This window comes from Taibaiella koreensis (genome assembly GCF_003545715.1).
GTDB lineage: Bacteria > Bacteroidota > Bacteroidia > Chitinophagales > Chitinophagaceae > Taibaiella > Taibaiella koreensis.
Genome location: NZ_QVNU01000005.1, coordinates 115,477 through 130,318, shown reverse-complemented (window position 1 = coordinate 130,318; position 14,842 = coordinate 115,477). Strand labels below are relative to the sequence as shown.

The 14,842-nt window shown below is 51.4% G+C and carries 13 protein-coding genes; 9 read left to right on the top strand and 4 right to left on the bottom strand.

Going from position 1 to position 14,842, the window contains the following annotated elements; genetic code table 11:
* Positions 1–145: 145 nt before the first annotated feature.
* Together DZK30_RS16935 and DZK30_RS16930 are read left to right on the top strand one after the other, a co-directional pair.
* Positions 146–1,945 (top strand): gliding motility-associated C-terminal domain-containing protein, encoded by a 1,800-nt coding sequence (locus DZK30_RS16935; protein ID WP_118975359.1) that lies wholly within the window; start codon positions 146–148, stop codon positions 1,943–1,945.
* A 242-nt stretch (positions 1,946–2,187) separates the two neighbouring features.
* On the top strand, positions 2,188–2,958 hold the full coding sequence (locus DZK30_RS16930) for a T9SS type A sorting domain-containing protein (protein WP_118975358.1): 771 nt from the start codon (positions 2,188–2,190) through the stop codon (positions 2,956–2,958).
* Between the two features lie 88 nt (positions 2,959–3,046).
* Here DZK30_RS16930 and DZK30_RS16925 read toward each other — a convergent pair whose 3' ends face one another.
* The 3 genes from DZK30_RS16925 to DZK30_RS16915 form a co-directional block, all read right to left on the bottom strand.
* Positions 3,047–3,802, bottom strand: a complete 756-nt coding sequence (locus DZK30_RS16925) for a PPK2 family polyphosphate kinase (RefSeq protein WP_118975357.1) — start codon at positions 3,800–3,802, stop codon at positions 3,047–3,049.
* An 87-nt stretch (positions 3,803–3,889) separates the two neighbouring features.
* Complete coding sequence (locus DZK30_RS16920; protein ID WP_118975356.1) at positions 3,890–6,088, bottom strand: hypothetical protein; 2,199 nt, start codon at positions 6,086–6,088, stop codon at positions 3,890–3,892.
* Between the two features lie 231 nt (positions 6,089–6,319).
* A complete protein-coding gene (locus tag DZK30_RS16915) occupies positions 6,320–8,551 on the bottom strand; it encodes a hypothetical protein (RefSeq protein ID WP_118975355.1) in 2,232 nt (743 codons plus the stop codon).
* 300 nt (positions 8,552–8,851) lie between these two features.
* Between DZK30_RS16915 and DZK30_RS16910 the strand changes: the two genes are divergently transcribed.
* The 7 genes from DZK30_RS16910 (at position 8,852) to lysA (ending at position 14,573) form a co-directional block, all read left to right on the top strand.
* Positions 8,852–9,796, top strand: coding sequence for a type II CAAX endopeptidase family protein (locus tag DZK30_RS16910; RefSeq protein WP_118975354.1), 945 nt, complete (start codon positions 8,852–8,854; stop codon positions 9,794–9,796).
* Between the two features lie 39 nt (positions 9,797–9,835).
* Entirely contained in the window at positions 9,836–10,654 is an 819-nt protein-coding gene (locus DZK30_RS16905) for a phosphatidate cytidylyltransferase (RefSeq protein ID WP_118975353.1), read from the top strand.
* Positions 10,655–10,867: 213 nt separating this feature from the next.
* On the top strand, positions 10,868–11,521 hold the full coding sequence (locus DZK30_RS16900; protein ID WP_118975352.1) for a phosphatidylserine decarboxylase family protein: 654 nt from the start codon (positions 10,868–10,870) through the stop codon (positions 11,519–11,521).
* 44 nt (positions 11,522–11,565) lie between these two features.
* Positions 11,566–12,063 carry a hypothetical protein gene (locus DZK30_RS16895; RefSeq protein WP_118975351.1) on the top strand — a complete coding sequence of 166 codons (498 nt, stop codon included), beginning with the start codon at positions 11,566–11,568 and terminating at the stop codon, positions 12,061–12,063.
* A 26-nt stretch (positions 12,064–12,089) separates the two neighbouring features.
* On the top strand, positions 12,090–12,431 hold the full coding sequence (locus DZK30_RS16890) for a HesB/IscA family protein (RefSeq protein ID WP_118975350.1): 342 nt from the start codon (positions 12,090–12,092) through the stop codon (positions 12,429–12,431).
* A gap of 45 nt (positions 12,432–12,476) precedes the next feature.
* Positions 12,477–13,160: a toxin-antitoxin system YwqK family antitoxin gene (locus DZK30_RS16885; protein WP_162903171.1), complete on the top strand. Its 684-nt coding sequence runs from the start codon at positions 12,477–12,479 to the stop codon at positions 13,158–13,160.
* A gap of 207 nt (positions 13,161–13,367) precedes the next feature.
* A complete protein-coding gene (gene lysA / locus DZK30_RS16880; protein ID WP_118975348.1) occupies positions 13,368–14,573 on the top strand; it encodes a diaminopimelate decarboxylase in 1,206 nt (401 codons plus the stop codon).
* Positions 14,574–14,643: 70 nt separating this feature from the next.
* On the opposite strand, the gene DZK30_RS25915 is transcribed toward lysA, so the two are convergent.
* A complete protein-coding gene (locus tag DZK30_RS25915; protein ID WP_162903170.1) occupies positions 14,644–14,811 on the bottom strand; it encodes a hypothetical protein in 168 nt (55 codons plus the stop codon).
* Positions 14,812–14,842: the final 31 nt, after the last annotated feature.

Sequence of the window (14,842 nt, the reverse complement as noted above, 5' to 3'; positions counted from 1 at the left end):
GCTACTGTCTATCTTCAGGTAAAATAATGACGGTCTGTGACTAAAGGAAAACCTGTAATTGTTGCGTATATCTCAACTTTTCCGCCGGTAGTATAGTATTCGCCTTGTTGTGTTATTGTCTGTATAGGATAATATTGATTCAAGAATGAAGCAGTGGTGTATTATTGTATTGTTGCTGCTGGCCGGCTTGCCGGCAAAGGCGGAGCATATTTTGGGCGGCGCGATCAGCTATCGTTTTGTGGGTGCCAGGGGTGAGGAAGAGACTTATGAGGTCACCGTGAAGCTTTATGCTTATTGCGGTACGCCTAATAAAATATTCTACATGATCGGCCGTCGTGCAAAAATCAAGATATATAAAGGTATGCAGTCGTCCCTGGACATGGCTTTCCTGCCTTACGACTCGAGCCGGAGCGAGCTCAATATTACGCCCATTTGTCCCGATGAAGCAGATCACACCACCTGCAGCGGGCCATTAGAGGTTTATCCGGGTGTGCGCCAAATTACATATAGCGGTAATGTGACCATCAAGGGCAAGAACGACAATTGGCATATTGCCTTTACCTCGGGCATTACCCAATCGCCGGATCCGCTTACCTATGCCGGCGTGGCCGGCGCCTTTATCCAGAATATAGATGCCATGCCTTCCCCGCTTGCCCCCGATCCGGAAAAACTATTCCCCCTATACCTGGATGCTACCCTGAATAATACGATGGGCCCCAATAATTCTGTTGACTACGACGATGGTTATGCTCCTTTCTTCTGCGAGAATAAGCCTGCCCTATATAGTCCCGGCGCCCGGGATCCCGATAACGACCAGCTGGAATTCAAATTGATATCCGGCAAGATGTTCAGCTCCCCAACCATACAGTCGCCGCAGGAAGCTTATAATCTGCGTTACATTTCGCCTTATACACCAGATACACCCCTGGCGGCCGCACCGGGCAGCTTCAAGCTTAACAGCCGGAACGGAGAGATCCGCTTCTTGCCCAACCAGGTAAGCAATAATCTGGTGGTGTACCAGGTCAACGAGTACCGTAAAGGTGTGAAAATGGGCAGCACGCAAAAAGCGGTCACCTTTGTCACGATAGATAATTGTAACAACGACGCACCGCAAGGCATAATCGGCGATGTTGAAGAACTGGACACGAGCCGCGATGATAGCGGCGCACTCGTTTTCAGTCAATGCGAAGGCTGGGATAAGGAGCTGAAGATCGATATTAAGGGAAGCGATAGCAACCTGGATAATATCACGATCACCCATGGCGTGCTGCCGGAGGAAGCCAGTCTTACCGTCGAGGGCGAAGGTACACCCACGCCGAAGGCACATTTCCGCTGGGCGGCGGCACAGGCCCGGCCCGGCCGGTACCTCATCAATCTCACCTACAGCGACGATGGCTGCCCTCTGATGGCGACGCAGACCACGGCTTATACCATCGACATCAGGCCAAGGCCCGAAGTGCAGCTACCCGCCGATACCACATTGTGTACCGGTATGCCGCTGCGGATCGAAACACCGCTGCAGGCCGATGCGACTTATCGCTGGAGCGAGGGCGATACGACCAATTATATGGTGGTTACCCGGCCGGGTGATTACGAGCTTCGGGCTACCAACCACTGTGGCACTGCTGCCGACAAGATCCATATCGGCTATATCGATTGCAAATATTGCCTGTTCGTACCCAATGCCTTTACACCCAATGGTGATGGCAGGAACGACCGTTTCGTGGTCAAAGCCGGATGCCCCTTCCGGACGATCAACTTGCAAGTATTCAATCGTTACGGGCAGCGGCTGTTCACAAGCCTTAGCCTGGACAAGACCTGGGACGGCACCTTTAACGGGCAGCCGGTGGAGCAGGGCGATTACTTTTATGTGATTGATGCCGCCTATCTGAATCCCGGCGATGGTCCTGCCCGCACAAGAGGAACGGTAACGGTGCTGCGGTAATAGGGGCACGTCTTGCCGGATGTGTACGCCCCTTTCTGTTTCGTGTTTTATTGCTCAAAAAGTAAAATACCGGCTTCCCGGTAAACGTATTGACAGCGCAGCGCTTTATTTTTGCGCATTACCTGTTGTGTGCTTCTTTGCAAAAGGAAGGGTCTTCCCCGGACAAATCCTGGTAATGCATGCGGCCGTCATCGCAAATGATGCCGTCCCGTGCGCGATCCTTAACACAAACCTTTAAAGCAATGATCAGACAGCTATTTTCCATCGCGGCCCTGGCGGCCCTGTTCCCATTGAGTGCCGGCGCTCAGATCCGGTACTACGACATTACACCCGACACCACACTTGGCGCAACAGCAGGCATGGTATCTTCCTTTACCTTTCACGGCGCCATCGCCGGTAGCCTGCAATTGCTTTGGAGCGATATGCCTGGCATAGGCGTGCTGGGACATCCTGGTATTGAGGTGCTTTGCGGCGCCGGCGGCTTGCCGGATAAGCTCAACAGCGGCGCCGACATCAGCAGCGCCTTAAGCTGCTGGTACGAAAATGCGCTGAAGCCGCTGAGCCAGGACGGTACGGGTAATTGGCTTTCGGATGCCAACGATAAATACCTCGGCTTCCGTATCCCGGCGGCCGGCGGCGCTCGTTATGGATGGATACGGTTGACGGTGACAAATGGTAGCGCCCTTACCTGTACCGTAAAAGACTGGGCTTGTAATGAAACGTTGAACCAACCGATCAAGGCAGGACAAACTTCAAATACCACTGGTATTTCCCTGAGAAACAATTTGGAAGGTGTGCGACTGATCCGGGAAGAACAAGCGTTTGGGTTCTCCGGTCTGAACCCGGCCACGGCTTATCGCCTGATGCTGGTTACCGGGCAGGGCAGCGTTGTATTGCGACGGGAGCTTAAAGGGAATGAGTGGATTGCGGTTCCGCAGCTGGCTTCGGGTATGTACCTGCTGCGCCTTGAGGGTCCTGAGGGAGCCGGGCGCTTTAAGCTGCTTGTCCGGTAAGGGCAGGGTAGCCGGCAGACCACCATGAGCAAACGGTTATGCTTCCGGGGAGCATAGCCGTTTGATAGGAGTAAAAAAGATATCATGTTTATTTCTTCAGTCCCGGATATTTCATCTTCAGCCCGCTTAAAGTGTCCTTAAGCAATTGAGCCACCAGGTGCGATTTGTACCAGTTCTGGTCGGCAGGGATAATGTGCCAGGGTACTTCGTTGCAGGCGCTGAACACTTCCTCGTAGTATTTGCGGTATCGATCCCAGTTATTGGACTCGATCAGGTCGCTCTTATTGTATTTCCACATTTTCCGCGGAATAGACAGCCGCTCTTCCAGCCGTGCGCGCTGCTCCTCGTGGGATACGTGCAGGTATACCTTAAGGATATGGGTATTGTTTTCTTCGAGCAGGCGCTCAAAATCGTTGATCGCACGCATGCGTTTTGCTGCGGTCTTGTCGTCGCACCAGCCATGTACACGGGTCACCAGTACATCTTCGTAGTGTGAGCGGTTGAAAAGCTGGATCATACCTTTTTCCGGTGTTTGCCGGTGAATACGCCAGAGGAAATCGTGCGAAGCCTCCTCGGCCGTGGGCACCTTAAAAGAGGCCACACGTACACCCTGCGGGTTCATGCTGCTGAACACATCCCGCACAAGACCGTCCTTACCGGAGGCGTCCATACCTTGTACGACCACCAGCAGGGAGTGCCTGCTTTCGGCGTAGAGCAGGTTTTGCAGCTCATCGAGCTCCTGGAGGAGTGCCAGGGTTTTGCCCTTGGTCGCGTCTTTATCAAGGCCTTTCGGGGCCCGTGTGCTGATCTTATCCAGCCGGTAGGCTGCTTTTGCTTTTGCCATAGGTTACGATTGGTATCTTGGGTTATGCTTATTAAAAATGGCTTTCCGCCGGTATTCCAGGTATCCGGCGAGCTATTCTTTCTTCACTTAATCCTGTTTGCCCATCAGCATTGCCTGCTTACGGTAGGCTTTAATAAAGATAGCGCCGAGGTTCTTGTTGGGTGGTACATAATCGCTGAACAGGTCGTTGATCCCGGCGCCCCGGCCGGCAAAGTATTTGGAAAGATTCTGCCACATGCTGATCCAGTTCACGTCTTTACCGGCGACCAGCACATCGTTGAGCGCGCTGATGATCGGTACGTTTACGGCATAGGCGCCCACTTGCTTAGAGGAAATGATATGCGCATCGGGCGAACTGTTCAGCACCTTGCTCAGGTTGTGGTAGCCGCCGCAGGAGCCCAGTATTACGATTTTTACCGAAGACTGCAGGTGCTCCAGTGTTGTGGGCAGGTAATAGCTGTGTCCGCGGTGGATCACGATCGAAGGATGGATGCCGTTGTCGTCGAGGTACTGCTGTAACTTGGTTTGGGCAAAGACATCATTCTCTTCCGCTTCTTCCGGCAGGGGAACGTTCACGAATATTTTTATGGGGTTGGCCCCTGTCGAAGTGATGGCAGCCCAATATTGGTTTTGCTCGATCTTCCATTTGGCGCTGCGGAACAGGTTCAGGTAGCCTTTATAGGCGCCCATGCCGTCTTTGTCGCCGTAGAAAAAGACTTGCTGCACAATGTCGCCCTGCTCATCTTTGAGCGAGGCATAAGGTACATAAGTGATAGGGGGAAGCAAGTCGCTCACTTTGGCATTCAGCTGTTCTGCATTTTCCGCACTATTGAAGATGGTATAAAGCAGGGCATAAACGATAACGCCTTTTTCATTCGCCTTTTTCTCATAATTGGTCCTGATCTCCTCTTTCAGAAAGGCAATGAGCTTGGGATCGTTGATACTGCCAAAGGCGTCGGCCACATCCACAGCATCTTCCAGGTCGTCCATAGGTCCCTGTTCCAGGTTGGCCACAAATTCTTTCATCAGCTCATTCTTGGCGTTCTCTTCCATGGAGGCCAGGAAAGGCGAAAGCTTATTGTAGCCGGCGGCCATGCGGAGGAAGGTACGGAAATGGCTTTTCTGCACCTTGGCCAGGAACGCGTCGCCGCTCACCGGCTTCATTTTTTCCATCATCCGGTCAAACATCCAGGTGAAGCTGCTGGTATAGATCTCGTCCTGGCTGCCGATCATCATAAAATAAAGGTCTTCGGCATTGAAGTCCATCAGGGATTTGAAGCGTACAGGGGCAGGCGAGTCGTGCAGCTCGTTGACCACGCGTACAAACTGCAGCCCGCGGAAATTGATCTCTTCGTCAATGGCCTTGTCGGCTACCGATTGTCCCTGCATCCTCAGGTTGACCAGGGCCTGGAAATAAGCCTTGGGATCGTTGGCAATGCCGTCGATCTCGGCAATGGTCGTTTTGCCGGCATAGATCTGGGCAACGAAGGGCAATACCTTTTGCGGATTTTTAGCCTTGTCGGCAATGGCAACGATCACTTTGACAAAAGGATCCTGGTTGCGGCGCACGGCGGCGCTCAGTACGCTGGTCGAGCTGGCATAGGTAAGTATGGTGCCGGGCATTACTTGTGCGGCAGCGGCGATCACAGGATCAGCATAACTTTCCTTGGCAAAGTCGGGCAGCCGGCGGATCATCATTTCCGGTTTTGCCTTACCTACCGAGGCGAAGACCAGGCTTTTCAGCTCGGGATGGTCATCGAGCAGCTCACTGTTGTCGAGGGTATAGATATTGTCGTTGGCTTTTACATAGTCGGCCAGTCGGTTCTGTTCGCGTGCCAGCATTAATTCTTCGAAGTTATCTACCGACCGCTTGATATAGGTAGCATCGTCGGGACCGGAGCTGCGGGCATTGAGACGCCGCAGCATATTGGCCAGCGCCTTGTGGTACTGGATCTTGGTCTGGTGGGGGATGTCCATGTTCTCGATATGGATCATGATCCGCGGCGCCTTCACCAGCAGCGCCTGGCTGAGCATACCCGATACGGTGGCATCTTCCAGCTCGATCTTATGGTCCGATTCCCCGTCGCGCAGGTCAGCTTTCTTTACCTGCTGCAATACCTTATCGGTAAACATGGCCCTGTTGGTAGGAATAGGATGAATAAGCGTGTCGATCTGCCAGGGGGCGGGTGCAGCGATGTTGGTTTTGCCTTTTTGTTGGGCCAGGGCATCGGCGCCCAGCAACAGCAAAAGGCCGGAAGCGAGAACAATAGGGGTAGTGCGTTTCATATACAAATGCGGTAAGGAGAACAAATAGTAGCGTGCAAGGGCAAAAAAGATCTTGCGTTTAAACCAATGACGGCAAATTTCAGGCCAAAATGTAAATCCGGTATAAAGGTATTAACTTTTGGCCAGTCGGTCTTTCCTGGCTGCATCGCAAAAGGGCCGTTTCTATAATAAAAGGCTGCCCGGAAGTCGGGCAACTCACGGGCAGCGTTACAATCATATGAAGAACCGGGATCAGCTTTCTGTATTGTTCTTCAGGGCCATTTTGCGGTAAGCCTTAATAAAGATCGCGCCCAGGTTCTTGTTGGGTGGCACGTAGTCGCTGAAGAGGTCCCTTTCCTGCGCGCCACGCCCGTTGAAATATTTGGTCAGCTCCGACCAGGAATTGATCCAGTCGATATCCTGCCCTTGCAGCAATTGCGCAAACATGGTTCGGATAATGGGCTCGTTCACGCTCTTGGAACCTACCTGCTTGGATGAAATGATATTGGCATCGGGCGCTTTATCGAGCACCTGTGCCAGGTTGTGGTAACCGCCACAGGAACCCAGCATTACTACCTTTACATCAGGTGTGAGGTTTTCGAGCGATCCGCCCAGGTGATAGCTGTGCCCGCGATGGATCACCATGCTGGGAACGATCTCCTTTTCGGAAAGATATTTCTGCAAGGCCCGCTGGGCTTCCTCGTCCTTGGGTTCTTCCAGTGGCAGATTGGCATAAACGATCACCGGATGGTCGCCCAGCGAAGAGAAGGTTACCCAGTCCTTATTACTGGTTACCTTCCATTTGGCGGCGGGAAAATTGGATTTGAAGCTGGCAAAAGAGGAACGGCCGTCCTCGTCGCCATAGAAGAATGCCTGGACAATCACTTCTCCTTTAGCATTCTTCAGCGATTCGTAGGGCACATAGGTAATGGGTGGGATCACGCTCAGTTGTCCGCTCAGCTCACTCGAGTTATCGGCGCTGTTGAAGATCGTGCTCAGCAACCCGTAAACGATCACACCTTTTTCGCTTTCTTTATTGTTGGTATTATAGGTCCTTTCGTAATTGCTCTTGATCTCGCTTTTCAGGAAGTCGATCAGCTTGGGATCGGTGATGCTGCCGAAAGCGTCGGCCACATCCACCGCATCTTCCAGGTCATCTTCGGCGCCTTGTTCCAGGTTGGCCACGAACTCCTTCATCAGCGCACTTTTCTTATCCTCTTCCATGGAAGACAGGAACGGAGACAGCTCATTGTAGCCGGCGGCCATACGGATAAAGGTGCGGAAGTGGCTCTTGTGTACCTTATCCAATAGCTGGTCGCCACTCATCGGCTTCATTTTTTCCAGCATACGGTCAAACATCCAGGTAAAGCTGCTGGTATAGATCTCATCCTGGCTGCCGATCATCATAAAATAAAGATCCTCGGCATCAAAATCCATAAGCGACTTAAAGCGTACCGGGGCGGGGGAGTCGTGCAGGCGGTTCACTTCGCGTACCAGCTCCAGGCCGCGAAGGTTGAGCTCCTGGTCCACTGCTTTTTCCGATATATTGTTGCCTTCTATCTTAAGGCCTACCAGGGCCTTGTAGTAAGCCTTGGGGTTGGCAGTAATGGCATCGACCTCGCGGATGGTCCTTTTCTTATTGTATATCTCTGTAAGGAAGGGCAGGGCCTTTAGCGGCGTGCGGGATTCGGTGCCGATCTGTACTATGGTCTGCACCAGAGGATCCTTGTTGCGCCGCACGGCAGCGCTCAGCGCGCTGGTAGAGGTGGCGTAGGTGAGAATGGTGCCGGGAACTATCTTAGCCGCTGCGGCGATCACGGGATCGGCATAAGACTCTTTGGCAAACTCCGGTAGCCTCTTGATCATGATCTCGGGCTTGGCCTTACCTACTGCTTCAAACACATAGGCCTTGGCTTCGGGGTATTCATTCAGCAGTTCGCTGTTGTCGAGGGTGTAGATATTGTCATTCTGCTTTACGAAGTCCATGACGCGATTCTGCTCACGGGCCAGCACCAGCTCTTCAAAATTGGCTACGGAACGTTTGATATAAGTGGCATTGTCGGGCGTAAGCGGCCGGCTATTGAGCCGGCGCATCAGGTTCTCCAGTGAGCGGTGGTATTGTATCTTTTTCTGCGGTGTGGTATTGGGCAGGTTTTCGATATGGATCATGATCAGGGGCGCGTCTTTGAGCAGGGCCTGGGTTACCATATGGGACACGGCAGTATCCTCCAGCTCGATGACGCCATCTGCTTCACCGTCCTTCAGATCGGCTTTCTTTACCTGCTTCTCGATATTGCCGGTAAACATTTGCCGGTTGATAGGAATGGGCGCAATAAGGGTATCTATTTCCCAGGGTTCCAGCTTTTCGATCTTCTCCTTTTTCTTATCCTTCTTTTTCTTTTTCTTTTGGGCAAAAGCGTCGGGAGCAGCCAACACGGTCAGGGAAGCAACAAAAAGGAATAGCAGTACAAATTTTCTATTCATAAGGTACAACAAATGAGGTTGGCTTGCAGGGCAAGCGTGGTTTTGATTGTGATCGCTAAAATTAAGCTATTGCGCCGCGCCCCAAAGACGCTTTAGCAATAATTTATGTTTAACCAGCGCTTTAAAAAGGAGTTATAAAGCATCGGGGCGTTTTGCGCCCATCTGTAACAGACTTCGGTGGTATCGTCGCCCGATGCTTTTTCGCTGGCCGGGCAATGAGCCTGTTGCTTCCGTAAAAAGCCGTATTTTTGCTGCCTTTATATTGTAGCGGCCCGCTTATGGCAGCTTCCCATTCCGAATATGTTCAAAAGTTATCTGAGAATTCAGCCTGTATCGGTACAATTGCTCGTTTTCCTGTCTTTCTGGTGCGCGCTCATGCTGCTGGGTCTGTTTATACAACCGCTGTATATTAAAGCCGTCACCGGTATCGGCGCCGATCAAATGGATCATTTCCTGGAGCAGGATATTTACCGGTATCCCAACCTGATCTTTGTTTCGAATACACTTTTCCAGGTTTTTTCTTTCCTGGTACCCGCGCTCATCTATGCTTACCTGGCCGATCCCTCGCCACGCAGCTACCTGGGTCTCGTCAATCCTGTCCGTAAGATCCGTATTGCCGGCATGCTGGTACTGGCCCTGGGCCTGTTGTGCTTTACAGGTGCCCTTGCCGAATGGATGGCGCAGTTGGACCTGGGTAAGGCTTCGCAAGAGCTGGACCGCCAGCGGGAGGGCTTTATTAATGCTTATCTGAGCTCAGGCAGTGTCTGGTCGGTGTTGCGCAACGTAGCCTTGATTGCCCTGGTGCCAGCCATCTGCGAGGAGCTGTTCTTCAGAGGAGTCATATTCAAATTTGCCCAGTCCATATTCCGGCGCTGGTGGCTATCCATTGGCGTATCGTCTATATTGTTCACGTTGTTTCATGCCAGCATATCCGAGTTTCTGCCCATCTTCATCGCAGGGGTTGTGCTGGGCTGGGTGTACTATATTACCGGCAGCCTGTGGATGAGCATCTTGCTGCACCTGCTGTTCAACGGGATACAGGCGCTGATCGGTATTTACGCTACTCCTGGTATGGAAAAATCGCTGGAAGGCGCTGGTCCCACGGTCATTGCCTTCGTTATCGGCGCTGTGCTCATTGCCGGCTGTGTGTTTGTGCTGTACCGCAAACGGACTCCCTTACCAGCGGGCTGGAACGTAGCGCCCGGCAGTAATAAGGGTAGCTGGCTGCCCGAAAAAGATGCCTGATCCTTTATCATTTAATCCTAGAAACCGTATCCTACCGGAATGAACTGGCCTGTATTCTTCACCCGACTGGGTTCTGCCATTATATTTGCCATCATTATGATGCTGGGCCTGCTGTATTCGCATCCGATGGCGATCTTTATACTGGCCCTGCTCATCCAGTTCCTCTGTATCCGTGAGTTCTTTGGTCTTGTAGGCAAAATATTCCCCGACCAGCATTTCCCGGGCTGGCTCATGTGGTTTACCCAGGTGGCGGGCGTGCTGGTGGTGCTGAGTGTACCCATGCTGATAACTACACCCGGCTACGCCTTTATATTGATGTTGTGCCCCATACTGATCCTGCTCTGTACGATATTGGATAAGAAGACTGCGCTAGTAGCAGGCTTTGCCGCCATTACCGGCCTCCTGTATATTGCCTTGCCTATGGCGTTCCTGGTGACCTTGAGAGGGATCAACTGGGTAATACCCCTGGCGCTTATCCTCATGATCTGGATGAACGATACCATGGCTTATATAGTAGGTTCTTTTATCGGGAAAACACCTTTCAGCCCTATTTCACCCAAAAAGACCTGGGAAGGAACGGCTGGCGGCGCCCTGCTTACCATTGCCGGTGCAGCAGTATGGGGCTATTATGCGCCCTTCAAACAATACGATATGACCGATTGGATGGTGCTGGCCTTGTGCGCGGCTGTAGCGGGCACAGCAGGTGACCTGCTCGAGTCCAAACTCAAACGGCTGGCGGGTATCAAGGATTCCGGCAATATTATGCCGGGACACGGCGGTGCACTCGATCGTTTCGATTCGTTGCTGGTAACGCTACCCTTTGCTTTTTGCTACGCTGTGCTGTTTATGATCAATTAAAGACGGCGTATCTTTGTGGGAATCAGGAACCAAGAATTAAGAACCAGGAAACAGGAACCAAGGATCAAGAAACAGGAATCAAAAGATAAAAATCAAGAAATTCTGATTCCGATAATCCTGAATCTAATATCTAAAGTCTAATATCTAACATCTAAAGTCTAACATCTAAAGTCTAACATCTAATATCTAAAGTCTAACATCTAAACACGGCACATGTACATTCATCGCGAAGGCTATATCCACATCCTCATTGCCACCATCCTCTGGATTGGAATTTCCTGGCTCAATTTTCATTTCCTTTATTCTATACCGGTATTGTATTGGCCGATACAGATAGTCTTTTTTCTGCTCTGGTTTTGGGTACTTTGGTTCTTCCGCATCCCTGTACGTAAATTCACCGAAGGGGAAAATGTGGTTGTCGCGCCTGCCGACGGAAAGGTGGTTGTGATCGAAGAAACCCAGGAAGGCGAGTATTTCAAGGATAAGCGGCTGCAGGTATCCATTTTTATGTCGCCGCTCAATGTGCATGTCAACCGCAGCCCCATCACCGGTAAAGTGGATTATGTAAAATATCATCCCGGAAAGTACCTGGTCGCCTGGCATCCCAAATCATCCACAGAGAATGAACGTACTACAGTGGTGGTAAGCAATAATCATGTAACTTTACTTATGCGCCAGATCGCCGGAGCTATGGCCCGTCGTATTAAATATTACGTAAAGGGAGGAGAGACGATTCAGCAGAATGCTGAGTTCGGGTTTATCCGTTTCGGATCAAGGGTCGATGTCTTTTTTCCCGTAGGCACCAAGATCGAGGTGAAGATAGGCGAGGCCGTAAAAGGCGGTCAGACTATACTGGCTAAAATATAACCGGCAGGTTTCATCCCTGTCCCAAAAATCACGTCACGCTATTTATGGCTTTTAAGAAAATAGAAGATAACGAGCAACGCCAACGGAAAAAGAAGATCGTTGAGCGCTTTAAGAATAGGGTGCCCCTGCCTTCGATGAAGGATCGTAAACAGCAGGATGTCTACATCATCGATACTGCGTTGAGCTCCCTGTATAATGAAGGAGATAAGGTAACCCGTTCTCTACAGGACGATATCCTGATACCTAACCAGATCCGGATATCGGAGAAAGATGCAGGACGGATATGGGATATCATGATCAATACCGGGCTGGTACATTCCATTATCGGCTTTGGTAATGCGGGCAAGCTTTCGCTCACCAATGAAGGCTACCAGCTCATGAGCCAGTTTGGAAGCTACAGCGCTTTCCTGGAAGAGAAGGACAAGCAGCAGCAGGGGCCGCAAATGATGTTCCCGCAGTTCATCATCGAGCCGGCCGATGGAAAGGAAGGGGGTGAAAAAGAAGAAGGCGAAGGGGAGCAAAAGGCCGTTGGCAAAGCATAACGATCAATAAAATAAAATCTGGAAAGATGACGACAACAGAGACGGCACCGGTTTCCTTTACGGAAGGCGCCCTGAGAGAACTGAGGCAGCTGCAGGCCCAACCCGAGGCGGAGGGCATGATGCTGCGTGTAGGGGTGAAAGGCGGCGGTTGTTCCGGCCTTAGTTATGTATTGGGTTTTGACCACCGGGAGGAAGACGATATTGTGAGCGAGGTAGCGGGTATTCCTGTCGTGATGAAAAAAGCGCACGGCATTTACCTGTTGGGTATGGAGATCGACTTTGCTGCTGGCCTTAACGCCCGTGGTTTTGTATTTAATAATCCCAATGCCAGCAGCTCTTGCGGTTGCGGCACTTCGTTCGCAGTATAAGCCTGCGACGCCCGCTTTGGACGCATAAAAAACGGAGGAAAGTAATTGAAACGAAAGACCGGGTTTTTAATAGTGATGGTGATAATAGCGCTTTCGGGCGATGTTGTCGTTTTTGCCCAGAGCAAAAAGGAAAATAAGCCGGAACATCAGCCGGCGATAGCCAAAAAGGATAACCTGAACCGGACCGATATCCGCAACCACAAGCAGGGACTTTGGTTCTACGAATATGCGGCCCACATGGGGGAGCCACATTACTACGAATACGGAAGCTACATCGACGACAAGAAAGCCGGCGTATGGACCAAGCTGGATGAGGATCAGCGGCTTCTTTCCACCGAGAATTACCTGCGTGGCCAGCTCAACGGCACTTCCCAGTACTACGAACAAGGCCGGCTTGTATGCGTAGGCAATTACCGCGGTCTCTATGCCGATGGCAAATATGACTCCATTTGGGTAACGAGCCCCGAAACCCTGGAGGACTCCCTGGTGATGGTGCCTACAGAGCTGGGCTATACCAAGCATGGCGTATGGCGCTATTATGACGCCCTTACCGGTCAGCTGACCCGGGAAGAGGAATACCAGGTGGACAACCTGATCCGGGAGCAGGAATTCAGCCATTACACACGATCGGATAGCCTGGCGATCAGGAAACGGAACGACAACCTGCCGCACAATAAGAAAGGATATGCCAGGCCGCCGGCAGGCAAACGCAAAAGCCTGATCGATTAAAGAAGAGCGGAATTCAGATTTATATTTATCTTTGCGTCCACCGACAACAACATGTCCCTGATAACAAGCATAAAGACAATAAAGACCAAGAAACCTTACCTGTATGGGTGAGCGGAGATCTTATTGTCCTGAACGAAACAATAATGATACAGCTTACCGGAACCGGTAAGCTTTTTTTATGTCTTAATACTAACGAGAAAAACGACCATGAGCACATCGATTGCCCAGCAGGAGCTGATTCGCCTGGCCGCCGAATATGGCGCCCCCCTTTATGTTTACGATGCGCAGACCATGCGCCGGCAGTACCGCAAGCTCGAAGATGCCTTTAAGGAATGCCAGGTAAAGATCCATTATGCCATGAAGGCATTGAGCAATATCCATGTATTGCAGCTGTTCCGGGAGCTGGGCGCGGGACTTGATGCCGTATCGCTGGAAGAGGTGCGCATAGGCCTGCTGGCCGGCTATCCGCCCGAAGATATCCTCTACACGCCCAATTGCGTATCTTTTGCCGAGATCGAGGAATGTGTTGCTTTAGGTGTAAAGCTGAACATCGATAATATTTCCATCCTGGAGCAATTCGGACACAGATATGGTGCTTCGGTGCCTGTGTGCATCCGGGTGAACCCGCACATTATGGCGGGCGGTCATTATAAAATATCGACTGGTCATATCGACAGTAAATTCGGGATATCGATACACCAGATGCGGCATGTAGAAAGGTTGATAAGCTCCCTGGGTATTAAGGTGGAAGGCATCCATATGCATACAGGCAGCGATATCCTGGATGTCGATGTGTTCCTGAACGGCGCGGAGCTGCTGTTTGACCTGGCCTTGTCTTTTCCCGATATTGCTTATATCGATTTCGGCAGCGGCTTTAAGGTGGGTTATAAGCCCGACGATGTGACCACCGATGTGGCCCTGTTGGGAAAAAGGCTAACGGAGCGCTACCAGCGTTTCTGTAAGGAGTACGGGCGGGAGATCCAGATCCACTTTGAGCCGGGCAAGTTCCTGGTAAGCGAAGCTGGTTATTTCCTGGCAAAGGTGAATGTGATCAAGCAGACCACTGCTACCGTATTTGCCGGGCTGGATACCGGCTTTAACCACCTGATGCGGCCCACGCTGTACGATGCCTACCACCACATCACCAACCTTTCGCATCCGCACGGCCGGCAAAGGGTGTATACTGTTGTGGGCTATATCTGTGAGACGGATACGTTTGCCTGGGACCGTCCGCTCAAGGAAGTGCGGGAAGGCGACCTGTTGTGCTTTCACAATGCCGGCGCTTACGGCTTTATGATGGCCTCAAATTACAATTCCCGGCTAAGGCCCGCAGAGGTGCTGGTCGATGGCGACACGGATAAACTCATCCGGCGCAGGGAAACACTGGATGACCTGTTGGCCACGCAGCTTTAAGATACAAACGGCTATCGCGTAACAGCAGTATGCCGTTACGCGATAGCCGTTATATGGGGCGATCTGTTTCCTAATTTTGGCAATAGCCGCATCCGCCTGAGGCGCCGTCAATAGTGCGGGCGCTTCCGCAGCCGTTGTTACTGGCGGTAACGCCGCCTTTACCGGTGATCTTATCCAATGCCGTAATGTGGATCTTGGTAAGCGACAGATTTTTTCCGGAACCAGTTTTCTTTTTCATCAGAACAATTTTAAAGGGTGAAATGATACAT